Source organism: Nocardia farcinica (assembly GCF_001182745.1).
GTDB classification, from domain to species: Bacteria; Actinomycetota; Actinomycetes; order Mycobacteriales; family Mycobacteriaceae; genus Nocardia; species Nocardia farcinica.
The window spans coordinates 1-25,878 of sequence record NZ_LN868938.1 but is presented as its reverse complement, the minus strand read 5'-3'; the positions used below and the strand labels follow the sequence as shown (position 1 = coordinate 25,878).

Genomic DNA, 25,878 nt, shown 5'->3' with positions numbered 1-25,878 from the left:
GCCGGGTGGAGAACGCGCCGTCCGGGCGCTGATCAGACCGATCGGTCGGTCTCGAGGACGGCGCGGACCGCCGCCGGATCACCCGCGGTCTCCAGCCGCACCTGGTCGCGACCGAAGGCGTGCAGCAGCAGTTCGGCGGGCGTGCCCGTGAGCGTCACCGCCGGGGCGGCGCCGGAACCGACGGTGACACTGCGGCCGTCCGGGGTTGCCAGCGTGACCGGTACCGGCGCCTTGCGATACGACATCCGGGCCATCCGGCGCAGCAGCGTCCACAGCCGGTCCTCGTCGGCGGCGGGCAGTTCGCGCGGCTCCCAGCCCGGCGCGGCCCGGCGCACGTCCTCGTGATGGACGAACATCTCGCTCGTATTGGCCAGCGCGTCCACCGGCTTGAGCGGGGACCACCAGGGCGGACCGGTGCGGATCTGCTCGAGCAGGTCCGGGAACGGCCTGGCCGCGACCTTCTCCTGCACCGACCGCAGATGCCCGGCGAAGGGCCGCAGCAGGATGCCGGGCGCCGCGTCCGGCCTGCGCTCGCGAACGATCAAGTGCGCGGCCAGATCCCGCACCGTCCAGGCACCGCACAGGGTGGGCGCGTCCGGCCCCGCCGCGGCCATCGCCTCGACCAGTGCCCGCCGTTCGCGCTGCGCCATACTCACGCGCCGAACATAGCCGATCCGGACCCGGCGGGAACACCCCCGAGGCCGGGCGATCCGGCGCGGCGCTGGATTTCCTGGGGTGCTGGTGGGTAGCTTGTCAGGGCGTCCATCGGGTCGTGGACCATTCATCGAAGGGGATTCGTCTTGAAGAAGTTCTTCGCCGCCACGGCGGTGATGGTGGCGGCTGTCGCGTCGATGCTGGGGGCTGCGGCGCCCGCGCAGGCCGCCTACGGCTACTACGGCGCCATCGCCACCTCGCGCAGCGGCGCCTACGGCATCGCCAACAACTACGGCAGCTTCTCCGACGCCGAACAAGCCGCCGTCGACGCCTGCGGCGCCGGCTGCCGCGTGCTGGTGTCCTGGTCGAACGGCTGCGGCGTGCTCGCCAGCTCCAACACGCAGTGGAGCGCCGCCGCCCGATCGAGCTACACCGCGGCCCGCTCGGCGGCGCTGTCGCGGCTGTCCGGCGGCTGGGTCGTCGACTGGCGGTGCACCGCGGGCTACTCGCTGTAGGTCCGCCCGCCGCATTCACCGACCGCGGGCCGCGACCGCGGCCCGCGACAGACTTCATCCAGGGGAAACACGTGAAGAACCGTACTTTTCGGGCGTCGCTGGCCCTCGCCGTGACCGCCCTCGCCCTGACCCTCGGAGCATGCGGCTCCGAGAGCGACACCACCGCCGCCTCGACCACCGCGACCACCTCCGCGGCCGGACAGTTCGAGGCAGGCACCAACGAGGATGCTCCGGTGGAGGGCCAGGCCCCCACCTCGACCACGCCGCCGAACCTGCCCAAGCCGACGGCCGCCGAGCTCAACGACCGCCTGACCCGCGCCTTCGACTCCTCGGTCCCGGCCGAGGAGAAGATCGGCTGGATCCAGGACGCCGAGCGCGACCCGCAGCTGGTGGACAAGCTGGTCGACGCCGCCAAGCGCAACAACGTGACCGTCGAGATCACCAACGTCGGCGAGCCGCAGAACGGCACGCTGAAGGCCGACGCCGAGGTCACCATCGACGGGCGCCCGGTGGAGAACGCCTACGTGGAGTTCGTCGCCGAAGACGACCAGTGGAAGGTCTCGCACCAGTTCACCTGCAACATCGTGCGTTCGGCGCAGCTCGATTCGGCGGCCTGCCAGGCCCAGTGAGCCCGCAGCCGTGACAGAGGGCCGGGAGGCCGTGACGAAGGGCCGGGCGGCATTGCCTCCCGGCCCTTCGCGTGAACGGACTCAGACCCCGATGACGGTGGGCACGATCATCGGACGGCGCCGGTAGGTGTCGGCCACCCAGCGCCCGACCACGCGGCGCACACCCTGGGCGATGCGGTGGGTGTCGGTGATGCCTTCCCCGGCCAAACGCAGCAGTTCGGCCTCCACGAGTTCGGCGGCCTCGGCCAGTGCGGTCGGGTCGTCGGAGAACCCGCGACCACTCAATTCCGGTGCGCTGACGGCCTTTCCGGTCGTCTCGTCGATGGCGACGGTGATCGAGATGAAACCGCCCTCGCCCAGCACGAGGCGGTCGGACAGCGTCGACTCGCCGACATCGCCCACCGAGAGCCCGTCGACGTAGACGTGGCCGACCGGCACGCGGCCCACGATCGAGGCGATCCCGTCCACCAGGTCGACGACCACCCCGTCCTCGGCGAGCACCACCCGCTCCTCGGGCACCCCGGTCGCGACGGCCAGCGCCGCGTTGGCCCGCAGGTGCCGCCACTCGCCGTGCACCGGCATCGCGTTCGTCGGCCGCACCGCGTTGTACAGGTAGAGCAGCTCGCCCGCCGAGGCGTGCCCGGAGACGTGCACCTTGGCGTTCTGCTGGGTGATGACCGAGGCGCCGAGCCGTGCCAGCCCGTTGACGACCGCGAACACCGAGTTCTCGTTGCCCGGGATCAGCGAGGACGCCAGCACCACCAGGTCGTCGGGGCGGATGTTGATCTGGCGGTGGTCGCCGCGCGCCATCCGCGACAGCGCCGACAGCGGCTCCCCCTGGGACCCGGTCGAGATCAGCACCAGGCGGTCGCCGGGCAGGGTCGCGGCGACATCGAGGTCGACGACCACGCCGTCGGGCACCGTCAAGTACCCGAGATCCTGGGCGATCTGCATGTTGCGCACCATCGAGCGGCCCACGAAACACACCCGGCGCCCGTACTTCTGAGCCACGTCCACGACCTGCTGGATGCGGTGCACATGGCTGGCGAACGACGCCACGATCACCCGGCCACGGGCCTTGCCGATCACCGTGTCCAGGACGCCGCCGATCTCGCGTTCGGGGGTGACGAAGCCCGGCACCTCGGCGTTGGTGGAGTCGACCAGGAACAGGTCGACGCCTTCGTCGCCCAGGCGGGAGAACCCGGCCAGATCGGTGAGGCGCCCGTCCAGCGGCAGCTGGTCGAGCTTGATGTCACCGGTGTGCAGCGCGACGCCCGCCGGGGTGCGGATGGCGACGGCCAGCGCGTCCGGGATGGAGTGGTTGACGGCGAAGTACTCGCATTCGAAGGGGCCGTGCGAGGTGGTCTCGCCCTCGGTCACCTCGATCAGCTTCGGGTGCAGCCGGTGTTCGCGGCACTTGGCCGCGACCAACGCGAGAGTGAACTTCGCGCCGAGCACCGGAATGTCGGAGCGGTTGCGCAGCAGGAACGGCACCGCGCCGATGTGGTCTTCGTGGCCGTGGGTGAGCACGATCGCGACGATGTCGTCCATCCGGTCCTCGATGGGCCGGAAGTCGGGCAGGATCAGGTCCACACCGGGCTGCTGGTCCTCGGGGAACAACACGCCACAGTCGACGATCAGCAGCTTGCCGCCGTACTCGAAAACCGTCATGTTGCGGCCGATTTCGCCGATACCGCCGAGTGCGAACACCCGCAGGCCGTTCTTGGGCAGCTTCGGCGGGGCGCCGAGCCGATCCTGTGCCGCGACCACCGGCGGCTGCGCGGGCAACTGCTCGGCGCGGCCGCGGCCCTGCCTGCCGCCACGGCCGGAGCGGCGGCCACCCGCGGAGCGGCCCTCACCGGAGTCGCCGCGGGCGGGCTTGTCCTGACGCTGGGTACGGGCGTCGCCCCGGTCGCCACGGGCCGGCCGCTCGGCCTTGGCCGGGGCGGTGGGCTGGTCGGTGCCCGCCGGAGCGGTGGGCTCACCGGCGCTCCCGCCGGGCCGGTCGGCGGCCGGTTCCGCGGCGGGTTCGGCGGCCGGTTCCGCGGGCCGTGCCGACTCCGCACGCTCGGCGGCGGCTTCGGCGGCGCGGCGTTGTTCGGCCGGGTCGGGCGCGCCCGCGGGGCGGCTCGCCGTGCGGCGGGGACGGCGCGGTGTGGTCATACGAGAACCCCCGCTGTCCGCAGATCCGCGGACAGCTGATCGAGTTGGGCGGTGTTGGGCATGAGCTGCGGCAGCCGGGGCTCGCCCACGTCGATGCCGAGCAGGCGCAAACCGGCCTTGGTCATGGACACGCCGCCGAGGCGGGCCATCGCGGCGTTCAAGGGCACCAGGCTCGCGTTGATCTCGCGGGCGCGCACCACGTCACCGGCGACGAAGGCGTCGTACATCTCCCGGAGCCGCTCGGGGACCAGGTGACCGATCACGCTGATGAAGCCCACCGCGCCGATGGACAGCCACGGCAGGTTGAGGCAGTCGTCGCCGGAGTAGTAGTCCAGGCTGGTGTGCGCGATGATGTCCGCGCCGGAGTTGAGGTCGCCCTTGGCGTCCTTCACCGCGACGATGCGCGGGTGGTCGGCGAGCCTGCGCAGGGTTTCGGGGCCGATCGGAATGATCGATCTGGGTGGAATGTCGTAGAGCGTCACCGGCAGATCGGTCGCATCGGCGACGGCGGTGAAGTGCGCGTAGAGGCCGTCCTGGCTCGGCCGGGAGTAGTACGGGGTGACGACGAGCAGGCCGTGCGCGCCCGCGCGCTCGGCGTTGCGGGCCAGCTCGATGGAGTGGGCGGTGTCATAGGTGCCCGCGCCCGCGATGACGGTGGCGCGGTCGCCGACGGCGTCGACGACGGCGTGCAGCAGATCGAACTTCTCCGACTCGGTGGTGGTCGGCGACTCGCCGGTGGTGCCGGAGATGGCGAGCAGGTCGACGCCGCGGTCGACGAGATGGGCGGCCAGCGATACCCCGGCGTCGACATCCAGCTTGCCGTCGGCACTGAAGGGGGTCACCATCGCGACACCTACCGTGCCGGACGCACGCAGCTCCGTTGGCGTCGATTCACCGTTCGTCATGGTCAGAAAGGCTACCCGGTCCCCTGCGCGCCCTCGACACCGTGACCGCCCTACACGCCGGACGCCGAGCCGCTCGGCGACAGACCGACATCGAAATGACATCATCAATACCCTTGTGTGATGTCACCGATGACACCAGACTGATGTCATGAATCTGGAGAAGTACACCGCCCAGCTGCGCGAGAACCTGATCGCGGCGGCCGCCCTGGGTGACGAGAAGACCCAGGCCACCGCCGCCGCGCTGGCCGCGGCCACCGAGAACTCGGCCCGGCTGGTGCTGCTCGCGGCGCTGTCCGACCTCGCCGCCGAGGTCAGCACGACGCTGGGCGACCGTACCGTCCACGTCTCGATGAGCGGCACCGACGCCGTCGTCGATGTGCGCAAGGATCCGGCCGCCGACGAACCCCCGACCTTCGAGGAGATGACCGGCGACATCAGCCGGGTCACCCTGCGCCTGGTCGAGCAGATGAAGGCCAAGGCCGAGGAGGCCGCCGCCGCCAGCGGCGTCTCGCTGAACTCCTGGCTCTCCCGCGCCGTGGACGGCGCGCTCCGCGAGCAGATGCGCAGCTACGGCACCAGGCGCGACACCCCGGGCCGCGACAACCCCGAGCGGGAAGGCTGAGCCGCGGCGAGCTCGGCGGCGAGATCGCCGCGCTCGCCGATCACCACGTCGTCGAGTTCCAGCCAGTCCGCCATTTCGCGCAACGATCCGGCCAGCGCGGCGGCCACCCGCACCGGGTCGTGGCCGGGCTCCACGAACGCGCCGGGCACCAGCAACCGGCCCGCCGCCCGCTCGGCGCGCAGATCGACCCGGCCCACGAGCTGATCGTCCAGCAGGAACGGGAAAACGTAATAGCCGTACACCCGTTGGGGTTCGGGCGTGTAGATCTCGATGCGGTAATGGAAGTCGAAGACCCGCTCGGTGCGCGGCCGGAAGAAGATCAGCGGGTCGAACGGACACAGCAGGGCGGCGCCCTCGACCTTCCGCGGCGTCACCGCACCGGCGCGCAGATAGGCGGGCTTGTCCCAGCCGGTCACCGTCACCGGCTCGAGCTCACCCGCGTCCACCAGATCCGCGATCGCCGGTGCGCTCTGCGAGCGGTGCAGCCGGTAGTAGTCGCGCAGGTCGGTCTCGGTGGCGACGCCGAGGGCGGTCGCGGACCGGAGAATCAGCTCCCGCACGGCCTCGTCCTGCGGCACCGAGCGAGCCGACACCTCCGGCGGTACCACCCGTTCGGCGAGGTCGTAGTACCGGCTGAAGCCGACGCGGCGGTCGACGGACAGCTCACCGGCGGCGAAGAGCTGCTCGCAGACGAGCTTGGTGTCGCTGAGATTCCACCAGGACCCCTTGGGGCGCGGACGATCCAGCTCCAGATGGCGCTCCACCTCGCCCGCGGTGCAGGCGCCCGCCTCGCGGATCACGTCGAGGATGTCGTTGCCGAGGGTGGGGTTGCGTTCGAGCGCCCGCCGCATGCCCGCCCAGCGGCCGTGCCGGTACTTCTCCATCCGCCACCGCATCAGCGGCCAGTCCGCGACCGGGATCAGCGCCGCCTCGTGCGCCCAGTACTCGACCAGCCGCCGCGGCTTGCGCGCCGAATGACTCCACGCGGCCTCGTCGAGCAACCCCCGGTCGTAGCCGCCGATCCGGCTGAACACCGGCGCGTAATGGGCCCGCACCACCGCCGACACCGAATCCAATTGCAGCAGTTGAGTTCTGCCGAGGACATCGAGCACCGTGCGCCGCGTCGGCGTGCCACCCCGCCGCCTGCCGAACCCCTGCGCCGCCAACGCCGTGCGCCGGGCCGCGGCCGCACTCATCCTCCGCATACCCGCACTGTGCCATGCGGCACCGACACCACCGGCCGCCGACCCGCTCAGGCTCAGTCCGAATTCGCCTGAGCGCGGCGGCCTCCACGGCCACGCTCCGCACGCCTCCGGCCGCTGACCCGCTCAGGCGGTGACCGTGATCCTGCCGGTCGGGTCGATCTCGGTGCGCCTGCTGGCCGTGGGGCCGTCCACCAGGATCGTCGCCAGGGCGCGGCGGCCCGGCGGCAGCACGCGGACGGTCACGGCGGCGGCGTCGACCGTGTTCAGTTCCTCGACCGCCGTCCGGATCACCTGGTCGCGGACGGTCGCCGGGACGCCGGTGAAACCGCCGTCGTCGAGCAGCACCACGTCGGCGCCCCGCGCCCGCGCCTGCCAGGCCGCGGCCGACAGCTCCTCGGTGACCAATTGCGGTGCCCGCAACCGGTCGCGCAACCCGGCTTCGAGCAGTCGGCACTGCTCGCGCTCGGCGGCGTCCAGGTCGGCGCCCGCGGCGATGCGCTCGAGCATCGGACGGGCTTTCTCGTCCAGTTCGGCGAGCTGACGGTCGCGCTCGGCGTTCTCGGCGGCCATGGTGGCCTCCGCGGCGGCGCGCATGGTCGCCTCCTCGCGCAGCACCCGCAGCGAACGCTGGGTGGGGCGCATCACCGCCACCCCGACCGTCACCGCGGCCACCGTCAGCGTCGGCACGTCGGCCGCGGAGAACACGCTCTCGACCCCGGCGAGATCGGCGGCCGCGACCGCCAGCGCCAGGCCCGCCACCCCGCCCCACGCCGCACCGAGGCGACCGCGCAGCACCAGCATGGCCAGCACATAGGAGGCGGCGAACACGGTCGCGGGAGTGACCTCGCGGTCCGGGCGTGGGAACAGCCGGGTCAGCGTGGTCGCGGCGATCGCGGCGACCAGCACGAACCAGGTCGCGCGCCACGGCAGCGGCTCGTCCTCGACCAGGACCACGACGGCGCCCGCCGCGGCGATGAGCACCAATGCGACCAGCGTGGGCAGCGGACGGACGGTGCCGAAGTTGTGCACGCTGTACAGCCCCAGCGTGGCCTGCAGGATGGCCAGGAAGTACCAGGCGCTGCGGCCGTGCAGGCCGAGCAGTTCCCGCAGTCCCGTGTCCGCGCCCGCGTTCATCGCGTCTGCTCCGGGTCGTGCCAGGACAGCGTCACCGTCGTTCCCTGGCCGGGGCGCGAGGCCAGCTCGGCGTCTCCGCCGGGCAGGCTGCGCATCCGGCCCAGGATGCTCACCGCGACGCCGAGCCGGTCGGCGGGCACCTTGGCGGGGTCGAAGCCCGCGCCGTCGTCCCGCAGGACCAGCCGGGCCGCGGCCGGGCCGAGTTCCACGGTGACCCCGCGGTGCACCGGCCGATCCCCGGCCCCGGCGTGCCGCACGCTGTTGCGCACCGCCTCGGCGGCCGCGGCGGCCATCGTGCCCGCCGCGTCCACGGGCATGCGCAGCGCTGCGCTGCCGGGTGGCCTGCGCACGAGCACCCCGATGCCCGGATCGACCTCCCGCACCGCCGTGGTCAGGAAACCCGCGACGGCATCGGCGTCGAAGCGCTCGGAACCGCCACTGCCGACCCGCAACTCGTCGAGCTGGGCGAGGGTGCGGGCGGCCTGCTCGCGCAGCACCGGCGAACTCGTGCCCGCGCGGGAAGCGTCCAGCAGGGTCGAGAGCACGGCGTCGTGGATCAACGCGGCGAACCGGGCACGTTCCCGGTCGCGGGCCGCCGCCCCCGCCGCCCGGGCGGCACGCGCGCTCGCCTCGGCGGTCTCCCGGTCGACCCGGGCCGCACCGGCCTGCGCGTAGATCGAGCACCACAGGAACAGCGAGCACAGGCCCGTCGAGCGGGCCAGCAGCCCGAGATACCACAGCGCGGACATGTCCCCGACCACCGCGAGGTTGCCCACCGCGAGCAGCACGTTGCCGCCGAGCAGATAGGCGATCGACACCGGCGGCCGCCAGGCCAGCGAAGCCGCGAGCACGCCCAGCGAGAACACCCGGAACATCCAGCTGGCGGTGTGCTCGGGCTCCGGCTCGACGTAGGCGAACGACACCGCCGCCGCGGCCACCAGGTAGCAGGTCGCCAGTGCACCGGCGACCTGCCGCACCACCCGCACGTTCGTGCCGATCGAGACCGCGGCCAGCACCGGGAACAGCACGAAGGCCAGCACCGCGGCCGCCGCCGTCCAGTCCGGTGCGACCTCCCGATGTTCGAGCAGTTCCGGGAAGTCCAGTACCGCGGCGATGGTGCCCGCCAAGCCGACGGCCAGGGCCAGCCGCCGCGTGATCCGGTCCGCGGCGGCCTCGCCGGTCCGGGGCGGGCCGGCGGGCCGCGCCGGGACGCGATCCGCGACGGTGGCGATCATCCGCGCGCGCGTTCGGGCACCGGCAGCCAGCCGTCCTCGACCGCGCGCTTGTAGAGGTCCGTCTTGGTGGGCGCAGGCCTGCCCGCGTCGGCGTATTTCTGGCGGATGCGCCCGAGGTAGTCGTTCACCGTCTGCTCGGACAGGCCGGTCAGCCGCGCCACCCTGGACGCCTTCTCCCCCGAGGCGTACAGCGTGAGCACTTCCTCCTGCCGCGGGCTGAGCCCGACGCCGGACAACTCCGGATCACCGTCGATGGCGGCCGCCCAGTCGGTGGTCACCACCTGCTCCCCCGACGCGGCCCGGCGCACCGCCGCCACGACGGTCGCCACGCTCTCGGATTTGCGCAACACCCCGAGCACGCCCGCGCGGGCGGCCGATCGGACCAGATAGGCGTTCTCGGCGCCGGTGAACACCAGCACCTCCACCCCGCGCTCGCGCAGCGCGCGCACGTTGTCCTCGGGCAGCGAGGAATCCGCCAGCCGCAGGTCCAGCACGCACAGATCCAGATCGGGCGACGGGCCGACGGCGTCGAGCAGTTCGGCCACGGTGCGCGCGGTGTGCACCAACTCCAGATCCGGCTCCGCGGCCAGCATCGCCGCCAACCCGATCGCCACCGACTCGTGATCCTCGACCAACGCGATCCGCCGCCGCGTCACCTCACCAGCATTCACCGACACACTCCCATCGTCACCACACTGAGCGACATCGATCGAAACCGGCGTCGTGTTGCAGTATGACCGTTCACGAACGAATCTGTTCAGCGAGGAGGTGATGCGTCGACCTACTCCCCCATGAGCTGCGCCGCCAGCGTCGCGCCGAGTTCCCAGCACGCTTCGAGATCGTCCTTGGACGGCTTGCCCGAGACCACCACGTACTCGGCTGCCTTCACCCACCCGAGCCCGGTGGTGATCGAGGTGACACCTTTCTCCGCGCCCTCGGTGCCCTCGTTGCCGTGCAGGTACAGCCCGAACGGACGGCCGCGGGTCGCGTCGAGGCACGGGTAGTAGACGGTGTCGAAGGCGTGTTTGAGGGCGCCGCTCATGTAGCCGAGGTTGGCGGGGGTGCCGAGCACGTATCCGTCGGCTTCCAGCACGTCGGTCGGGGACACCGACAGGGCGGGGCGGCGGACCACTTCCACGCCCTCGATCTCCGGGTCGGTGGCGCCGGACACCACGGCCTCGAACATGGCCTGGCAGTGCGGGGACGGGGTGTGGTGGACGATCAGCAGCCGCGCCATCGGGTCAGCCCTTCTGTTCGCGTTCCAGACGTTCCAGGGCGACCGCGCGCCGCATCGTCTCGCGGGCGCGGGTGCGGTCGCCCGCGTAGTCGTAGGCCCTGGCCAGGCGGTAGGAGACGCGCCAGTTGTCGGGGTCGGCTTCCCATTCCTGCTGCACCCGCAGGAACAGTTCGTCGGCGGCGGCGCGTTCGATGCGGCCGGAGGGGCGGCGCGGCAGCTCGGAGACGTCGAGTTCCATGCCTTCCTCGTGGATGCGGCGGGCCAGGTGCTGGTGTGCCAGCGCGGCGCGCACCGAGGCGACGACCACCCACAGGCCGACGATGGGCAACAGCAGGACCCCGATCCCGATGGCGATGCCCGCGCCCTTTCCGGAGGTGAGCAGGCCGATCGCGATGCGCCCGAGCCACAGGAAGTAGAAGCCGAGCACCAGCACCAGCGCCGCGATGAACACGACGATGCGGGCCACCGCGCGGCCGTCGCCGGGTCCGGCCGCGGTGCTCACAGGTCCAGGAACGGGTCGAGTCCGACGGTGAGCCCGGGCCGCTTGCCGATCTCGCGCACGCCGAGCAGCACGCCGGGCGCGAAGGAGGACCGGTCGATGGAGTCGTGGCGGATGGTCAGCGTCTCCCCCTGGGTGCCGAACAGCACCTCCTGGTGGGCGACCAGCCCGGCCAGCCGCACCGAGTGCACCCGCACCCCGTCGACGTCGGCGCCGCGGGCGCCGTCGAGTTCGGTGCTGGTGGCGTCGGGGCTGCGGCCGACTCCGGCGCGGTTCCTGGCCTCGGCGATGAGCCCGGCGGTGCGGTAGGCGGTGCCGGAGGGGGCGTCGGCCTTGTTCGGGTGATGCAGTTCGATGACCTCGACCGACTCGAAGAACCGGGCGGCCTGCTCGGCGAACCGCATCGACAGCACCGCGCCGATGGCGAAGTTCGGCGCGATCAGCACACCGGTCGCGGGGCTCGCCGCCAACCAGCCGCGCACCTCGTCCAGCCGCGCGGCGTCGAAGCCGGTGGTGCCGACGACGGCGTGGATGCCGTGCTCGACCAGGAACTTCAGGTTGCCCATCACCACGTCGGGGTGGGTGAAGTCGACGACGACCTCGGTGCCCGTCTCGGTGAAGGTCTCCAGGGCGTCGCCCTTGTCGACCTCGGCGACCAGCTCCAGGTCGTCCGCGGCCCGCGCCGCCGCGCAGATCGCCTGGCCGACTTTCCCGCGTGCTCCCAGCACTCCGACCCGAATGGTCACCGCACCTCCTCGTCTCGCCGATGTGGTGGCAAGCCTATCGAGCGGCGCCCGCGGGCCGGCGCGGCCCCGTCCTCAGTCGAAGACGATCACCTGGCGCAGCGCGTGGCCGGCGGCGAGTTCGTCCATCGCCCGGTTGATCTCGTCGAGCCCGATGTGCGCGGAGACGAGCCGCTCCACCGGCAGTGTGCCCGCGCGCCACATCCGCACGTACTCGGGAATGTCGCGGGCGGGCACCGCCGAACCCAGGTAGCTGCCGACGATGGACCGGCCCTGTGCGACCAGACCCAGCGGGGCGATGCTGGCACGCGCGTCGGGTGCGGGCAGACCCACCGTCACCGTGGTACCGCCCGCCGCCGTGGCCGCGACGGCGGTCTCGAAGGCGCGCACATTGCCCGCGGCCTCGACGACCACTTCCGCCACGATCCCCCGCTCGGCCACCTCGGCCGGGGTGTAGGCCGCGCTCGCCCCCAATTCCCGTGCCAGCGCCAGTTTCTCGGGCACGGTGTCCACCGCGATGACCTCCGGTGCACCCAACGACACCGCGACCAGCACCGCCGCCATGCCGACACCGCCCAGCCCGACCACCATGATCCGGTCCGCCGGACCCGGCTTCGCCGAATTCAACAGCGCGCCACCACCGGTGAGCACCGCGCACCCCAACACCGCGGCGACCTCGGGCGGCACGTCGTCGGGCACCGGCACCACCGACCGCCGGTCCACCACCGCATGCGTGGCGAACGCCGACACACCCAGGTGGTGATGCACCGGCGCACCGTCGCGGATCAGCCGGCGACCGCCACCAAGCAGCTCCCCGGCGTTGTTGGCGACACTGCCCGGCACACACGGCATCCGGCCCTGGCTGGCACAGCCCGCGCACTCACCGCAGCGCGGCAGGAACGTCATCACCACGCGCTGCCCGACCGCGACATCGCTGTCCCCCGGACCCACCGCCTCGACCCGGCCCGCGGCCTCGTGCCCGAGCAGCATCGGCACCGGCCGCACCCGGTTGCCGTCCACCACCGACAGGTCCGAATGACACAGCCCGGCCGCTTCGATACGGACCAGCAACTCACCGGGCCCGGGCTCGCCCAGCTCGAGCTCACACACGTTGATCGGCGCCGACTCGGCGAACGGGGCCGGCGCCGCGATCCGCTCCAGGACCGCCCCACGAATCCTCATTCCCCCGACGCTACCGCCCGGCCCGGCGGGCGGGCATCGCCCCCGCCGAATCGGTCCCGCGGCCGGACACCACCGGGTGTGCTCAGGCCACGTCGAGGCGTTCCCGATCGATCCGGTTGCGCCGCACTCCCAGTCCGGCCGCGACCAGGCACGCCACCGCGACCAGTCCGACGAACCACGGGAACACCGTGCCGAGCCCCCAGGTGGTCGCCGCCCACCCGGCCGCGACCGTCGGCAACGCCATCGCCGAATAGGCGAGCAGGTAGTAGGCCGACATGGTCTCCCCGCGCTTGTGTTGCGGCACCACCTCCGACAGGTGCCGCAGCGACCCGCCGAATCCGAGCCCGAACGTCGCGCCCAGCGCCAGGCCCGCCCCGAGCACCGCGACCCAGTTGTGGGTGGCCAGCGCGGGCACCGTGAGCAGCAGCGCGATCGCCATGCCGGTGTCGCCGACGATGGCCGCGCGCCGGGCCGGGATGCCGGTGGCGAACAGCTGCGCCGTCGCACCGGACAGCGCGGTGGTGGCGACCACCGCGCCGCCGAAGACCAGATTGTGGATGCCGGTCTGCTGGGCGGCCAGCGACGGGTACAGCGACAGCAGCACGCCGAGCACCGACCAGGCCGCCATCACGCCGATCGCCGAGAACCAGAAGTCGGCGCGGATCTCCTGCGGCACCGCGGGTCTCGCGATCCGGATACGACCGGCGACCCGCTGGCCGTGCGGCTCCCGCAGCACCAGGACCCCGGCCGCGACCGCGAGGCACACCACGGTGATGGCGACATAGGGGGTGCGCAGCGGATGCGGGGCGTATTGGGCCAGCACCGCCGAACCCAGGATCGCCACCGCCATCCCGACGTTGAAGGCGACACCGCTCAACTGCCCGGACCGCGCGCCGCGGTGCGGGCGCAGATCCAGCAGCGCCGCCGCACCCGCGACCACCGTCGAGCCGACCGCGAGACCGTGTAATGCCCTGGCCAGCAACAACATCGGCACCGAATCGGCCAGTACGAAGACCACCAGCCCGGCGATCATGATGCCGAAGGCGCCCAGCAGCACCGGCTTGCGTCCCACCACATCGGAGATGCGGCCCGACACCAGCACCGCCGCCAAGGCCGCCACCGCGTACACCGCGAACACCACGGTCGTGGTGAACGGCGACAGCTGCCATTGCTGCTCGTAGATCCCGTACAGCGGGGCGGGCACGCCGGACACCCCGAGCGCCACCCCGCTGGCGGCCAGCACCAGTGCGTACGCCCACCGCTGGACGGACCGGCCTTCGCCGACCGTCACCGTCGTCGCTGTCATCGATGCTCCCCATCAGGTAAGTTTGATGTTGATCGAACACGACACTACAACCGGTTCGATGGTTGTCAAACCCATCGGTGAGGTAGCTCATGACCGACGCGGACGACGCATCACACCCACCCGTCGCGCCCTTGCCCGCCGTCCTCGGCGCGCTCCAGGATCCGGTGCGCCTGGAGATGGTGCGCCGGCTGAGCAACGCGGGCAGCGCGGTGCGCTGCGGCGCGCTCTACGACGTGATCAACAAGTCGACCGCCACCCATCACTTCAAGATCCTGCGGGAGGCGGGCCTGATCGAACGGCTCGTCGTGGACGGGCAGACCTGTCAGCGCCTGCGCGCCGAAGCGGTCGAGGACGCCCTGCCCGGTCTGCTGTCCTCGGTGGTGGCGGCCGCCAACCGCGCGCACGACCGGCGGGCACCCGCTCAGCAGGTGTCGTAGCGCCAGCTGCCGTCGACAAAGGTCCAGGTGGCCGGCGCCGACCCGTCCTCGCTCGCGCGGGTATCGGTGTGGCGGACGGTGACCCGGCCGGTCGTGCCGGTCACCGTGACGGTGATCTCCGGCTCGGCGGCCTTCAGGTCCCGGCCCGCGTACCGCTGCGTCATCTCCTCGACGTAGGCGTCCTGGCCGAGGGTGAGCCGGCACCGCGCGGACCGGAACTGATAGGCGCCCGGGTAGTCGCCCGCGGCCAGCGCCTCGGTCATCTGCTCGGCGGCCGTGCGCAGCGACTCCTCGGTCGGGCCCTGCGCGGCGGCGTTGTCCGCGTCCGCCCCGCCGCAGCCGGCCAGCACGGCCACCGCCGCGAGCGCACCCACGGCCCGGCCCCCACGTCCGATCATCTTCGCCTCCTCGTCTGCCGAACTCCGGGCGCGCCACGATCATTCGCCGCGCCCGATACCGCGCGCCACCGTATCGCGCCGGACGCGCCGCTCCTGTGGCGAGTCCGGCGCGCCCCGGGTGGCAACCACCACGCGGCCCAGAGGTCACGCCGGGAATCTCACGCGAGCGAGCTTCGCACCCGGAGCCCGGCCGCCCGGTTCAGGCGACCAGGCGCCGGACCGCGGCGGGCAGGTCGCGGGTGCGCCGGTACGGCCCGGCGACCGAGACCCCGAACGGCCGCGACAGCAGCGTGCGCGCGATGGCGGCCACCTCCTCGGTGGTGACGGCATCGATGCGAGCCAGCGTCTCCGAGACGCTGCGGTGGTTGCCGTAGCTCAGTTCGCTGCGGCCGATCCGGTTCATCCGGGAAGCCGAATCCTCCAGACCCAGCACCAGCCCGCCGCGCAGCGACCCCTTGGCGCGGGCGCATTCGGCGTCGGTCACGCCGTGTTCGGCGACCTCCTCGAGCACGCCCTTCGCCAGCCGCGCCACCTCGCCCAGGTTCTCCGGCTGGCAGCCGATGTACACCGAGAACGCGCCGGTGTCGGCGAAGGTGTCCACACTCGAGTACACCGAATAGGCCAGCCCGCGCTCCTCCCGGATGCGCTGGAACAGCCGCGAACTCAACCCGCCGCCGACCACTGTGTTCAGCACCGACAGCGGCCAGCGCCGCTCCCCCTCGTGCCGTCCGAACGCGCGCACGCCGAACACCAGATGCGCCTGCTCGCTGTCGCGGAAACTCCACTGCAACTCCGGCGCGCCGTGCGGACGGAACCTGCCCTCCCGCCGCGGCGCGGGCTGCGCCGCCGGATCGAGCCGGTTCTCGAAGGCGCGGTGCACCAGTTCGACGGTGTGCTCGTGCTCGACATTGCCCGCCACCGCCACCACCATCCGGTCCGGACGGTAGCGGCGCTGATGGAAGCCACGCAGCTGGGCGGCGGTCATCGATTCGATGGATTCCACCGAGCCGATCACCGGCCGGCCGATCGGATGATCGCCGAACAGCGCGGTGAGGAAGGCGTCGCCGACCAGATCCTCGGGGTCGTCGTCGCGCATGGCGATCTCCTCGAGCACCACCTGCCGTTCGACGTCCACGTCGGCCGAGCGGCACAGCCCGTTGAGCACCACGTCGGAGACCATGTCCACCGCCAGCGGCAGGTCCTCGTCGAGCACATGCGCGTAGTAGCAGGTCTGCTCCTTGGCGGTGAAGGCGTTCAGTTCACCGCCGACGGCGTCCATCGCCTGCGCGATGTCGAGCGCCGACCGGGTCGGCGTCGCCTTGAACAGCAGATGCTCGAGGAAATGCGCGGCACCGGCCACGGTGCGGCCCTCGTCGCGGGAGCCGACGCCGACCCACACCCCGATCGAGGCCGATCGGACCCCGGGGACATGCTCGGTCACCACCCGCAGGCCGCCGGGCAGCACGGTGCGCCGCACGCCGGAGTCCACCGCCTCGTCGACCCGCTGCCGTAGTGACGGACCCCCCTGCCCGCTCGGGATCAGGGGGGTCGTCGTCTTCTTCTTGCTCACACCGACCAGTACTACTCGGTTCCGGCGTCGACGGCATCCGCCGCGGGCTCGTCGGCGTTCTCGTCGACCGGGACCAGCGAGATCTTGCCCCGGTTGTCGATGTCGGCGATCTCCACGCGCAGCTTGTCGCCGACGTTCACCACGTCCTCGACCTTGGCGACGCGCTTGCCGTTGCCCAGCTTGGAGATGTGCACCAGACCGTCGCGACCCGGCAGCAGCGAGACGAACGCGCCGAAGGCGGTGGTCTTGACGACCGTGCCGAGGAAGCGCTCGCCCACCTTGGGCAGCTGCGGGTTGGCGATGGCGTTGATCGCGTCGATCGCGGCCTGGGCCGAGGGGCCGTCGGTCGCGCCGACGAACACGGTGCCGTCGTCCTCGATGGAGATGTTGGCGCCGGTGTCCTCGGTGATCTGGTTGATGACCTTGCCCTTGGGCCCGATCACCTCGCCGATCTTGTCGACCGGGATCTTGATCGCGGTGACGCGCGGAGCGTACGGGCTCATCTCATCCGGGGTGGCGATGGCCTCGGCCATCACGTCCAGGATGGTGGTGCGGGCGTCGTGCGCCTGGCTCAGCGCACCGGCGAGCACCTGCGAGGGGATGCCGTCGAGCTTGGTGTCCAGCTGCAGCGCGGTGACGAACTCGCGGGTGCCTGCGACCTTGAAGTCCATGTCGCCGAAGGCGTCCTCGGCGCCGAGGATGTCGGTCAGCGCGACGTAGCGGACCTCCTGCTCACCCTTGTCGTTGGTGACGGTGTCCGACACCAGGCCCATCGCGATGCCCGCGACCGGCGCCTTGAGCGGCACACCGGCGTTGAGCAGCGACAGGGTGGAGGCACACACCGAACCCATCGAGGTCGAGCCGTTGGAGCCCAGCGCCTCGGAGACCTGACGGATCGCGTACGGGAAATCCTCCTGGCTGGGCAGCACCGGGATCAGCGCCCGCTCGGCCAGCGCGCCGTGGCCGATCTCGCGCCGCTTGGGCGAACCGACCCGGCCGGTCTCACCGGTGGAGAACGGCGGGAAGTTGTAGTGGTGCATGTAGCGCTTGCTGGTCTCCGGGCCGAGCGAGTCGACCTGCTGCGCCATCTTCACCATGTCCAGCGTGGTGACGCCCAGGATCTGGGTCTCACCGCGCTCGAACAGCGCCGAGCCGTGCGCGCGCGGCACCACGGCCACCTCGGCCGAGAGCGCGCGGATGTCGGCCAGACCGCGGCCGTCGATGCGGAAACCGTCGGTGAGGATGCGCTGACGGACCAGCTTCTTGGTGACCGAGCGGAACGCCGCGCCCAGCTCCTTCTCCCGGCCGGCGAACTGCTCGGCCAGCCGGTCGAGCACGGCGAGCTTGATCTCGTCGATCTTCTCCTCGCGCTCCTGCTTGCCCGCGATGCTCAGCGCCTCGCCCAGCTCGGCCTCGGCCGCGCCTTCGACGGCCTCGTACACGTCGGGGCCGTAGGGCGGGAAGAGCGGGAACTCCTCGGTCGGCTTGGCCGCCAGCTCGGCCAGGTCCTGCTGGGCGCGGCACAGCCGGGCGATGAACGGCTTGGCCGCCTCGAGTCCCTCGGCCACCACGGCCTCGGTCGGCGCCTGCGCGCCGCCCTCGACCAGCTCGATGACCTTCTCGGTGGCCTCGGCCTCGACCATCATGATCGCGACGTCACCGGATTCCACGACCCGGCCCGCGACCACCATGTCGAACACGGCGCCCTCGAGCTGCTCCACGGTCGGGAACGCCACCCACTGGCCACCGCCAGCGGAGTTCGCACCCTGGTCCGGGATCAGGGCGACGCGCACGCCGCCGACCGGGCCGGAGAACGGCAGGCCCGCGATCTGGGTGGACGCGGAGGCGGCGTTGATGGCCACCACGTCGTAGAGATCCTTCGGATCCAGGCTCAGCACGGTGACCACGACCTGGACCTCGTTGCGCAGGCCGTCGACGAACGACGGGCGCAGCGGGCGGTCGATCAGGCGGCAGGTCAGGATCGCGTCGGTGGAGGGACGGCCCTCGCGGCGGAAGAACGAGCCGGGGATGCGGCCCGCGGCGTACATCCGCTCCTCGACGTCGACCGTCAGCGGGAAGAAGTCGAACTGGTCCTTCGGGGTCTTGCCCGCGGTGGTGGCCGACAGGAGCATGGTCTCGTCGTCCAGGTAGGCCACGACCGACCCGGCGGCCTGGCGCGCCAGCCTGCCGGTCTCGAACCGCACCGTGCGGGTGCCGTAGCTGCCGTTGTCGATCAGCGCGACCGATTCGAACACACCCGGCTCGACCTCCACGGCCGAGGACTTGCGTTCACTTGTCTGCGTCATTGTCTTCTCTCAACCTCTCGTCTCGCCGGATCGAGCGTCCGTCGGACGCGATCCGGCTGTCGTCAGCCGTACCCGGCACGGTCGCGCGGTAGCCCTCCTGGCCACGACGCGCACACCCGGCCGATCCCCCTTGGAAACGGCGACGCGGAGGCGGTCATCGATCGAAGCCCGACGGGCGGATGTCCACTCGAGAGGCCACTACCGAAGACCGACGCCACGCGGCGGGTGCATACGGCTGTGCACATGTTGTTCGTGCCCGGGGGAGGTAACCACCCCTCATACACGAATAGCCAACGGGGCCGATTCTACGTCTCCCCGTCGGCTGCGGCCCGACCGGCTCACCGGAACGGGCGATATTCACCCCGGAAAACCCGCGCGAGCCGCCGGCGCGACGCTCCGTCGGGAGCGTGGGGCCGGCGGCTCGGGCGGTTGGAGAAAGCGAGTGCGGCGGGGCCGCTACTCGGTCAGCGCCGGAGACCCAGGCGCTCGATGAGCGCGCGGTAGCGCTCGATGTCCTTGTCCGCCAGGTACTTCGACAGCCGCTTGCGGCGACCGATCAGCGCCATCAGGCCGTGGCGGGTGTGGTGGTCGTGCTTGTGCTTCTTCAGGTGCTCGGTGATGTCGGCGATCCGCTTCGACAGCAGCGCGATCTGGGCCTCCGGGGACCCGGTGTCCTTCTCGTGCAGGCCGTACTCGGCCAGGATGGCCGACTTCTGCTCGGTGGTCAGCGCCATGGGGCATCCACTCCTGTTTCTCAGTTCCGCGCTCGAATTCTCCGGTGATCCGGCCGGGCAGCCACCGCGGACCGCAGCAAACCCGAGGAGCCACTTTACCGGAGCCGGACCCGCCGATCCCAATCGCGGTACGCACGGGCGCGCGGCGTGCTGGAATCGAAGGCGTGGACCCGGCCGTTGCGGATGTGCTCGACGCGCTCACCCGCGGTGATTACGCCGCGTTGCGCCCCATGCTGCACCCCTACCTGCGTTGGACCGACAACGGCGAGACCATCCGCGGCCGCACCAAGGTGCTCGCGCACCTGGCGGCCAACCCCACCGACGAGCCGCCGGTGGCGGTGGAGTTGCGCGACGGGCAGATCTACCGGTGGACGGTGCCGGAACGGGAGCTGCCCTAGGCGCCGCTCAGGCGGTGAGGATCCGGCGGGCGTTGTCCACGTCGCGCCGCATCGCCGCGATCAGCGAGTCCAGCCCGTCGAATTTCTCCATGCCGCGCAGGTGCTCGACGAAGTCGACGGCGACGTGCTGGCCGTACAGGTCGGCCTGACCGTCGATGACGTAGGCCTCCACCGTGCGGGCGCGGCCGGAGAAGGTGGGGTTGGTGCCGACCGAGATCGCCGCCATCGCGCGCTCCCCCGGCGTCACGGTGCCGATGGTCGGCCCCGGCCCGAGCACGGTGAACCAGCCCGCGTACACGCCGTCGGCGGGAATCGCGGCATACATCGGCGGCGCCACGTTGGCGGTGGGGAAGCCGAGTTCGCGGCCGCGGCCGTCGCCGTGCACGACCACGCCCTCCACGCGGTGCGGGCGGCCCAGCGCTTCGGCGGCCGCGCGCATGTCGCCGGCGTCGACGCAGGCGCGGATGTAGGTGGAGGAGAACGTGACGGCGTGTTCGCCGACCAGCTTGACCCCGTCGACCTCGAAGCCGAAGCGCTCCCCCAGCTCCCGCATGGTGTCCACGGTGCCCGCGGCCTTCTTGCCGAAGGTGAAGTTGTCGCCGACGACCACCTCGGCCACGTGCAACCGCTCGACCAGCAGGTCGTGCACGTAGCGGGCGGGGGTGAGCTTCATGAAGTCCTGGGTGAACGGCATCACGCAGAACACGTCGATGCCCAGTTCCTCGACCAGTTCGGCCCGGCGGGTGAGGGTGGTCAGCTGCGCGGGATGGGAGCCGGGCCGCACCACCTCCATCGGGTGCGGGTCGAAGGTCATCAGCACGGCGGGAACACCCCGTGCCGCGGCCGATTTCACGGCTCTGCTGATCAGTTGCGCGTGGCCGCGGTGCACCCCGTCGAAAACACCGATCGTGAGCACACACCGACCCCAGTCCGCGGGCACATCGTCGAGACTTCGCCATCTCTGCACAGTTCAGACCTTACTTCGCAGCTCACGAGCAACTCCAAGCGAACGGATCAACACCCGATTCCAACTTTGCTCCAAGATTGGCCGGACACAAGCTCTCCAACTCCTTCGAGAAGTCCACCGCCGGGTGCGTGTACCCCTGGTCATCAACATAGTGCCGCATCGCCACCGTTACCCCCTCGGCATGCCCCAACTGAGCACTCGCATTCCGCGGATCCCCCGTCACCCCCGCCACATGCGTGGCCGCCGTATCCCGCAGATTCCCGAACTGCAACCACTCCAACTCCGAACCACGCCGAGCCCTCAACAACGCGCTATCAGCAGTGCTCAACCGCACTACCTGCCCCAGCATGCTCACAAAGATGTGCGCATCGGCCTCAACCTCGCCCGCCATCCGCCACCACGCCCGCACCACCATCGTCAACCAGCCCGGCAACACCAGATAGAAGTCGTTCGACACCTTCGACTTCTTCGCCGACTTCCGGTACGGCTGACGCACGTACGCACCCTTACGCGCAACCATCGTGCCGCACACATGCAAGGTGATGTTCGGCAGAGATTCATCCTCCAAGCCGCGCAAATCACACCAGCGAACCGCCAGCGCCTCCCCGGGCCGCAAGCCCGTCCCCAAGATCAGAAGCACCATCGGCAGCAGATAACGCGCCCGCTTCTGACCCTCGCCGATCACCGGGCACAGCAACTCACGCTCCTCCACTGTCAACGCCCGCTGACCACCCCCACCCTGAACCGGCCGCGGCACCGGCAGCATCGGGCTGTAGTCGAACAGGTCACTGCTCAACGTGAGGAACTTGAACACTCCCGACAGGACCGTCCAATGATGCCCAGCCACCCCGGGAGAGGTCTCAGCCAGACTCTCCAGATAGTCGGCCAGGAACGACGGCTTCCCCACCTCCCCTATCGACAAATCCCCCAGCGTCTTCATCAGCTTCAACGCGTCCGGCTTCGCCAGCGGGCCGTCACCGACATAGATCGCGCGATGGAAGGTCAACAGGGACTGTTCAGTGATCTGCCCCGCCTCGGCCTTCTTCTGCTGCCGCGCATAGTAGGCGTCGAACGCCTTCGCCATCTTGTCCGTGGCCTTGAACGCCTCCTTGCCGGTGGCGCGAGTGGTCGAGCTACCCTTGCGGCGGTTACGTTCGAAGTTCTGATGCCAGTCGGCCAGGCACTCCCTCTTGGTGCGCCCCGACCCACTGGTGCGGACGTAGGCGCCATTGAATGCCCGGTGGCGGACCCGGTCCAACCGCCAGACCCCATCCACTTTCACAGGGTTCAGTTTGTGCGGGGGCGGGAGCGCGCCGGGCTCCATCGCTACTTGCGCCATGTGTCGTCCTCGATGTCCCGAAAGCTCACGCCGCCGCGCGCTGCCGCTGCTCCTGCCACGCCTGTACGTCCGTGGCCAGGTACCGATAGCGGTTGGCGACCTTGAAGCACTTCGGCCCCTTCCGCGGCTTCATCTGAGCCCAGTTCTCCAGCGTCTTCACGGAGAATCCGGTGATCTCAGCGACCTGACGTCGGGTCAACCATCGCGGTTCGGTGGACATTGGTACCTCCTGGCTCGTGCTGACGACACGTCGAACAGATCCGCGCCGGTGTGTCGCATACATACTTTAGTTGCGCATCAACACTACGCCAGCAAAAGATGCCCCTGCAAGCCCCCTCAGCCACCTGGAACCACTACGAGACGGATCGGCGCCGCTCCAGCACGCCCACGATCAGCGCGCGAGCCTTCTCCCCCGTAACCGACTGCTCAGCGAGCAGCTCGAACGCCTGCGCGTACATAGCCACCTCGCGCGGCTGCGTCACCTTCAGCTCCGCGGTGATCGTCTCCACCGTCACCAGCCGGTCGTCGAACATGACGAAATTCGTAGTCTGCATCGGAATCTCAGCCGTCGCCGGGACGATACCGAGGATCAAGCGCGGCAGACTCGACACCGCCACCAGCCGGTCCATCTGCCCCGCCATCACATCCACACTGCCCACCGTCGTCCACAACGCCTGCTCAGCGATCAAGATGTGGAAGCGGCGATCCCCCCGATACAAGAACTGTTGGCGCTCCATCCGCCGCGCCACGCCCTCCTCCACGTCGTCGACGGGCAGGCGGTGGCGGGCGGCCGAGAATTCGAGCGTCGCGCGCGCATACTCCGACGTTTGCAGAATCCCCGGGATCACCTGGGTCTGGAAGATCCGCGTGTGCTTGGTCTCCTCGGCCAGCCGCACCAGCTGGGCTTGACTACGCCCTTGCCCGCGGGCGAGCAGGCGCCGCATCTCCATGTAGGCGCCGTCGAGGTTGTGGAGGGTGGCGAGAAGGTCTTCGATTTGGTCGAGTGCGCCAGCGTGCAGGCAGTAGGCGCGGATGTCGTCGTCGGAGGGGCGCAGCTTCCCGTACTCGATCTTGGAGACCTTGGATTCATGCCATCCGGCGAGAGCGGCCATGCCGCGGCCGGACAGTCCTGCGCGGCGCCGCATTTCACGGAGGCGCCGTCCCAGCGCCTCGCGAGCCTCGTGCGGATTGGTGGTCAATGGCCCAGATAGTCGCGGTACGGGGTGGCGGTAGACCACAGGCGGTCGCGGATGCCGCGGCAGTAGGCGGCGATGTGCGGGTCGCTGGTGATCGCGAGCCCCGCGGGGCGGCCGTCTGAGGTGACGAGATTGAAGCCGACCCGGGTGTCGTCGAACAGCCACCAGTCGTCGGGTGGGATGTCGCCTGCGAGGTGGCGCGGGAGATAGCGGATGTCTTCGCCGGCGTCGACGTTGCTGCCGGTGATGGAGAGTAGCCAGCGGTGGTAGTCGGTGTGGGGGACGGTGACGACCCGGACCCGGCTGACATGGACGCCGCGGCTGGTGGTTTCGCGCATGAATCGGGTCCAGGGGCGGTCGCTGTAGTCGTCTGGGTCGGGGTCGCCGTCGAGGAAGCGTCGGAAGGCTTCGGATTCGGTGGGGGTGGTGTAGCTGTCGCGGACTTCTAGATGGAAAGCCGTGTGTCGGCATTCCCGGAAAGGGTCATCGGCTTCGTCTCCGGTCAACAGCAGCACCGTAGAACGTCCTCTCTAGCTTCGGCACCTCGATCGCGGTCTCGTCCGCCGCCAACGTCAGCTGTCCAGTGTCTCAGCGTCGGTGATCGGTCGGCCGGACAGCGTGAAAGTACCGCGCCCGGTGTCGGTCATGGTCGCACCAATGTAGGTGTCGTGTTCGGCGAACCCGGGGAGGAGGTGGGGGATTTCGACGACACCGGCAGTGTCGGTGATCCAGCCTTGGACGAGGTAGGTGCCGCGGTCGGTGGCGTAGAGGGTGGGGCAGTCGCGGTCGGAGGAGCCGCCTTTGCCGAGGAAGGTGAGGAGCATGTTTGTTCTCCTGGAGGGGTGGGGGTGGGTTTGCGGACCGTGTTATTCCATCACCAGGGTTGTCGCAAGTTCTTGCTAGATTGTCTCGAAGTGGTGCAAGTTTTTGCAAGATCCTGGTGTGCTGGTGCACGCGCTCCCTAACCTCGCAGGTGGGGCGCCCGAGGTCAGCAGGTCAGGCATCCACTGTGGAGGGCCGGCTTTCGCTGTTCCACAGCCTCGGGCGTCCCTCTTTCTTTGTTCTCTACACGTGAATCCAGGTGGTGGGCGTGCACATCAACGAGGCGCGCGTCATGGCGGTCCTGCACTCGGTCGGTCCATTGAGTGTGCGGGAGATTGCCGAGAAGACGCGGTTGAGCGTATCGACGGTGCGGAGGTCGGTGCAGGCGTTGACCTGCCGAGGGTTGACGGCTGCCGCACCGGCGGAGGTGCCGCGGGCGTGGCAGGTCACTCGCCGCGGCCGGGGCTGGGCTGAGACCCGACGTGGCCGTGCCGTGTTGGATGTGCCGCCGATACAGACGGGAGTTGCGTCATGAGTTGGGACGCCGCGCTTTTGGACAGGATCGCTTGCGGTAACGGCTTGTGGGCGGCGACGAGTGTTGCTGCTGCTCATCATGCGATGCAGGTGCACCTGGATTGCGTGGTGGGTGAGTGCCGGGCAAAGACGGCCGCGCATCGCCTCCTCGTGGAGGAGGGGCTGTTGGTGCCGGATTCGGGCGGGTCCGGTCGTGAGCGAGGAGCCGGGGGTCTCGATTCAGCTCGCGGATGTTCGTGGGTGTGGTCGACGAGTACGGGTGGATCGATGAAGAGAGCCGGACGGTTCGCTGCCGGATCGGATTTATGAGCGGCTTCGGCATCCGTTGCAGGTGGTTGGCGGTCGACGCGATCGGAAGGGGTGAACGAGTGGTAGAGGTGCTTGTCCCGGCCCTGACGGTTCGGCGAACGACAACTGGAACGAGCCCGCGAACGCCGCGGACGACGGTCAGGACTGACGGTCAAAACAAGGTGAAGCGCCCGACCCTGCGGCTATCAGGGTCGGCGCTTCACTTTGATTCTGGCTCGCACGCCACGGAGCGCGTACGAGGGGACGAGTTGTTGCCGAAGTCGCAGCGGGCGGCCGTCGCGTAGTGGACGTCGAAGTTGACCAGACCCATCCAGTCGCCTTTGGCGGTGGGGATCCAGCCGTGGAGGAGTCCGGGGACTTCGCCGGACATGTCGATGCCGGCGGTGTTGTTGCGGATGGGTAGGCCGGGTTGCGGACCATGATGGCGTCGAGGCGTACCCATACGAGTTTGGGCGTTCGCGGTGGCCCCAGAGGTCGTTGGTGACGGCCGGTTCCCACCCTTCTACATGCCCCGTCTCTGGTCTCGAACGCATGTTCGAGATGCTACCGCGCGCCAGCTATCAGTCAACCAATATCGACATCCGCTTACAGAACGAGCGACCCGGCGTGGCGATCTCCAGCAGCACGTCCGCGTGGCAGGGGATTCGGTTGCCGTGCTCGTCCTCTAGCGGGCACCAGCAGGCCAGGTCACGCCCACCCAACTCGGCGCGGACATGGGCGAGCGGTTCGCCGCGGCCGAGGTTCTCCAGGTCGAGGCATCTCGGCGTCGTCCGTGCCGGTGCAGAAGAAGGTTCGCTGCCCCGTTGTCTTGTGCAGGCGGCCTTCGTACTCCCAGTCAG

Annotated in this window: 28 protein-coding genes and 1 pseudogene; 6 read left to right on the top strand and 23 right to left on the bottom strand. The window is 70.3% G+C overall.

The annotated features are described in order from the left end of the window. Nucleotides 1–32: 32 nt before the first annotated feature. The gene (locus AMO33_RS00140) at nucleotides 33–656 is read right to left on the bottom strand and encodes a TIGR03085 family metal-binding protein (protein ID WP_011210398.1); all 624 of its coding nucleotides are present in this window, start codon (nucleotides 654–656) and stop codon (nucleotides 33–35) included. 144 nt (nucleotides 657–800) lie between these two features. Here AMO33_RS00140 and AMO33_RS00135 point away from each other — a divergent pair, with 144 nt between their 5' ends. Together AMO33_RS00135 and AMO33_RS00130 are read left to right on the top strand one after the other, a co-directional pair. Beyond that, a complete protein-coding gene (locus AMO33_RS00135) occupies nucleotides 801–1,169 on the top strand; it encodes a DUF4189 domain-containing protein (RefSeq protein WP_041560269.1) in 369 nt (122 codons plus the stop codon). A 71-nt stretch (nucleotides 1,170–1,240) separates the two neighbouring features. Then, nucleotides 1,241–1,798, top strand: coding sequence for a hypothetical protein (locus AMO33_RS00130; RefSeq protein WP_011210400.1), 558 nt, complete (start codon nucleotides 1,241–1,243; stop codon nucleotides 1,796–1,798). 81 nt (nucleotides 1,799–1,879) lie between these two features. Here the strand turns inward: AMO33_RS00130 and AMO33_RS00125 are convergent, their stop codons facing one another. Both AMO33_RS00125 and dapA read right to left on the bottom strand, forming a co-directional pair. Continuing rightward, nucleotides 1,880–3,961: a ribonuclease J gene (locus AMO33_RS00125; RefSeq protein ID WP_011210401.1), complete on the bottom strand. Its 2,082-nt coding sequence runs from the start codon at nucleotides 3,959–3,961 to the stop codon at nucleotides 1,880–1,882. Then, entirely contained in the window at nucleotides 3,958–4,866 is a 909-nt protein-coding gene (dapA, locus tag AMO33_RS00120; RefSeq protein WP_011210402.1) for a 4-hydroxy-tetrahydrodipicolinate synthase, read from the bottom strand. The genes AMO33_RS00125 and dapA overlap by 4 nt, the downstream gene beginning before the upstream one ends. 148 nt (nucleotides 4,867–5,014) lie before the next feature. On the opposite strand from dapA, the gene AMO33_RS00115 reads away from it, so the two are divergent. Further along, nucleotides 5,015–5,488: a toxin-antitoxin system HicB family antitoxin gene (locus AMO33_RS00115; RefSeq protein WP_011210403.1), complete on the top strand. Its 474-nt coding sequence runs from the start codon at nucleotides 5,015–5,017 to the stop codon at nucleotides 5,486–5,488. Here AMO33_RS00115 and AMO33_RS00110 read toward each other — a convergent pair. The 9 genes from AMO33_RS00110 to AMO33_RS00070 all read right to left on the bottom strand — a co-directional run bounded on the left by AMO33_RS00110 (nucleotide 5,434) and on the right by AMO33_RS00070 (nucleotide 14,029). Further along, nucleotides 5,434–6,693, bottom strand: a complete 1,260-nt coding sequence (locus AMO33_RS00110) for a winged helix-turn-helix domain-containing protein (RefSeq protein ID WP_060589696.1) — start codon at nucleotides 6,691–6,693, stop codon at nucleotides 5,434–5,436. The two genes, AMO33_RS00115 and AMO33_RS00110, sit on opposite strands and share 55 nt — an antisense overlap. Before the next feature lie 123 nt (nucleotides 6,694–6,816). Next, nucleotides 6,817–7,827, bottom strand: a complete 1,011-nt coding sequence (locus AMO33_RS00105) for a hypothetical protein (protein ID WP_060589695.1) — start codon at nucleotides 7,825–7,827, stop codon at nucleotides 6,817–6,819. Beyond that, nucleotides 7,824–9,062, bottom strand: a complete 1,239-nt coding sequence (locus AMO33_RS00100; protein WP_060589693.1) for an ATP-binding protein — start codon at nucleotides 9,060–9,062, stop codon at nucleotides 7,824–7,826. Before AMO33_RS00100 ends, AMO33_RS00105 begins: the two co-directional genes overlap by 4 nt. Then, the gene (locus tag AMO33_RS00095; RefSeq protein WP_229434762.1) at nucleotides 9,059–9,739 is read right to left on the bottom strand and encodes a response regulator transcription factor; all 681 of its coding nucleotides are present in this window, start codon (nucleotides 9,737–9,739) and stop codon (nucleotides 9,059–9,061) included. Before AMO33_RS00095 ends, AMO33_RS00100 begins: the two co-directional genes overlap by 4 nt. Nucleotides 9,740–9,843: 104 nt before the next feature. Continuing rightward, entirely contained in the window at nucleotides 9,844–10,299 is a 456-nt protein-coding gene (locus tag AMO33_RS00090) for a flavodoxin family protein (protein ID WP_060589691.1), read from the bottom strand. A gap of 4 nt (nucleotides 10,300–10,303) precedes the next feature. Then, nucleotides 10,304–10,801 carry a hypothetical protein gene (locus AMO33_RS00085; RefSeq protein WP_060589689.1) on the bottom strand — a complete coding sequence of 166 codons (498 nt, stop codon included), beginning with the start codon at nucleotides 10,799–10,801 and terminating at the stop codon, nucleotides 10,304–10,306. After that, the gene (dapB, locus tag AMO33_RS00080) at nucleotides 10,798–11,544 is read right to left on the bottom strand and encodes a 4-hydroxy-tetrahydrodipicolinate reductase (RefSeq protein ID WP_060589687.1); all 747 of its coding nucleotides are present in this window, start codon (nucleotides 11,542–11,544) and stop codon (nucleotides 10,798–10,800) included. Before dapB ends, AMO33_RS00085 begins: the two co-directional genes overlap by 4 nt. A gap of 72 nt (nucleotides 11,545–11,616) precedes the next feature. Continuing rightward, a complete protein-coding gene (locus AMO33_RS00075) occupies nucleotides 11,617–12,723 on the bottom strand; it encodes an alcohol dehydrogenase catalytic domain-containing protein (protein ID WP_011210415.1) in 1,107 nt (368 codons plus the stop codon). Nucleotides 12,724–12,805: 82 nt separating this feature from the next. Continuing rightward, nucleotides 12,806–14,029, bottom strand: coding sequence for an MFS transporter (locus tag AMO33_RS00070; protein ID WP_011210416.1), 1,224 nt, complete (start codon nucleotides 14,027–14,029; stop codon nucleotides 12,806–12,808). A gap of 89 nt (nucleotides 14,030–14,118) precedes the next feature. On the opposite strand from AMO33_RS00070, the gene AMO33_RS00065 reads away from it, so the two are divergent. Next, nucleotides 14,119–14,466 (top strand): ArsR/SmtB family transcription factor, encoded by a 348-nt coding sequence (locus AMO33_RS00065; protein ID WP_011210417.1) that lies wholly within the window; start codon nucleotides 14,119–14,121, stop codon nucleotides 14,464–14,466. On the opposite strand, the gene AMO33_RS00060 is transcribed toward AMO33_RS00065, so the two are convergent. The 4 genes from AMO33_RS00060 to rpsO form a co-directional block, all read right to left on the bottom strand. Next, nucleotides 14,451–14,864 (bottom strand): hypothetical protein, encoded by a 414-nt coding sequence (locus AMO33_RS00060; protein WP_139337558.1) that lies wholly within the window; start codon nucleotides 14,862–14,864, stop codon nucleotides 14,451–14,453. The genes AMO33_RS00065 and AMO33_RS00060 overlap by 16 nt on opposite strands. Nucleotides 14,865–15,063: 199 nt before the next feature. Next, nucleotides 15,064–16,407 carry a M16 family metallopeptidase gene (locus AMO33_RS00055; RefSeq protein WP_220276237.1) on the bottom strand — a complete coding sequence of 448 codons (1,344 nt, stop codon included), beginning with the start codon at nucleotides 16,405–16,407 and terminating at the stop codon, nucleotides 15,064–15,066. 38 nt (nucleotides 16,408–16,445) lie between these two features. Further along, nucleotides 16,446–18,740, bottom strand: a complete 2,295-nt coding sequence (locus AMO33_RS00050) for a polyribonucleotide nucleotidyltransferase (RefSeq protein WP_011210420.1) — start codon at nucleotides 18,738–18,740, stop codon at nucleotides 16,446–16,448. Between the two features lie 464 nt (nucleotides 18,741–19,204). Further along, nucleotides 19,205–19,474 (bottom strand): 30S ribosomal protein S15, encoded by a 270-nt coding sequence (rpsO, locus tag AMO33_RS00045; RefSeq protein ID WP_011210421.1) that lies wholly within the window; start codon nucleotides 19,472–19,474, stop codon nucleotides 19,205–19,207. Nucleotides 19,475–19,638: 164 nt separating this feature from the next. Here rpsO and AMO33_RS00040 point away from each other — a divergent pair, with 164 nt between their 5' ends. Then, nucleotides 19,639–19,872 carry a nuclear transport factor 2 family protein gene (locus tag AMO33_RS00040; RefSeq protein ID WP_011210422.1) on the top strand — a complete coding sequence of 78 codons (234 nt, stop codon included), beginning with the start codon at nucleotides 19,639–19,641 and terminating at the stop codon, nucleotides 19,870–19,872. A gap of 7 nt (nucleotides 19,873–19,879) precedes the next feature. On the opposite strand, the gene AMO33_RS00035 is transcribed toward AMO33_RS00040, so the two are convergent. The 6 genes from AMO33_RS00035 to AMO33_RS00010 all read right to left on the bottom strand — a co-directional run bounded on the left by AMO33_RS00035 (nucleotide 19,880) and on the right by AMO33_RS00010 (nucleotide 24,198). Then, complete coding sequence (locus AMO33_RS00035) at nucleotides 19,880–20,839, bottom strand: bifunctional riboflavin kinase/FAD synthetase (RefSeq protein ID WP_060589683.1); 960 nt, start codon at nucleotides 20,837–20,839, stop codon at nucleotides 19,880–19,882. Nucleotides 20,840–20,861: 22 nt separating this feature from the next. Next, on the bottom strand, nucleotides 20,862–22,178 hold the full coding sequence (locus AMO33_RS00030; RefSeq protein ID WP_082668533.1) for a tyrosine-type recombinase/integrase: 1,317 nt from the start codon (nucleotides 22,176–22,178) through the stop codon (nucleotides 20,862–20,864). A 25-nt stretch (nucleotides 22,179–22,203) separates the two neighbouring features. Further along, nucleotides 22,204–22,398 (bottom strand): helix-turn-helix transcriptional regulator, encoded by a 195-nt coding sequence (locus tag AMO33_RS00025; RefSeq protein ID WP_060589681.1) that lies wholly within the window; start codon nucleotides 22,396–22,398, stop codon nucleotides 22,204–22,206. Between the two features lie 133 nt (nucleotides 22,399–22,531). Continuing rightward, nucleotides 22,532–23,377 carry a helix-turn-helix domain-containing protein gene (locus tag AMO33_RS00020; RefSeq protein WP_060589678.1) on the bottom strand — a complete coding sequence of 282 codons (846 nt, stop codon included), beginning with the start codon at nucleotides 23,375–23,377 and terminating at the stop codon, nucleotides 22,532–22,534. Then, complete coding sequence (locus AMO33_RS00015) at nucleotides 23,374–23,889, bottom strand: DUF6879 family protein (protein ID WP_060589677.1); 516 nt, start codon at nucleotides 23,887–23,889, stop codon at nucleotides 23,374–23,376. The genes AMO33_RS00020 and AMO33_RS00015 overlap by 4 nt, the downstream gene beginning before the upstream one ends. 57 nt (nucleotides 23,890–23,946) lie before the next feature. After that, the gene (locus tag AMO33_RS00010; protein ID WP_261307335.1) at nucleotides 23,947–24,198 is read right to left on the bottom strand and encodes a hypothetical protein; all 252 of its coding nucleotides are present in this window, start codon (nucleotides 24,196–24,198) and stop codon (nucleotides 23,947–23,949) included. Nucleotides 24,199–24,488: 290 nt separating this feature from the next. Here AMO33_RS00010 and AMO33_RS32910 point away from each other — a divergent pair, with 290 nt between their 5' ends. Continuing rightward, nucleotides 24,489–24,731, top strand: coding sequence for a helix-turn-helix domain-containing protein (locus AMO33_RS32910; RefSeq protein ID WP_363187820.1), 243 nt, complete (start codon nucleotides 24,489–24,491; stop codon nucleotides 24,729–24,731). A gap of 868 nt (nucleotides 24,732–25,599) precedes the next feature. On the opposite strand, the pseudogene AMO33_RS32400 reads toward AMO33_RS32910, so the two are convergent. Continuing rightward, nucleotides 25,600–25,752, bottom strand: a pseudogene (locus AMO33_RS32400) (DUF4326 domain-containing protein); the annotation flags it as partial. Nucleotides 25,753–25,878 lie beyond the last annotated feature (126 nt).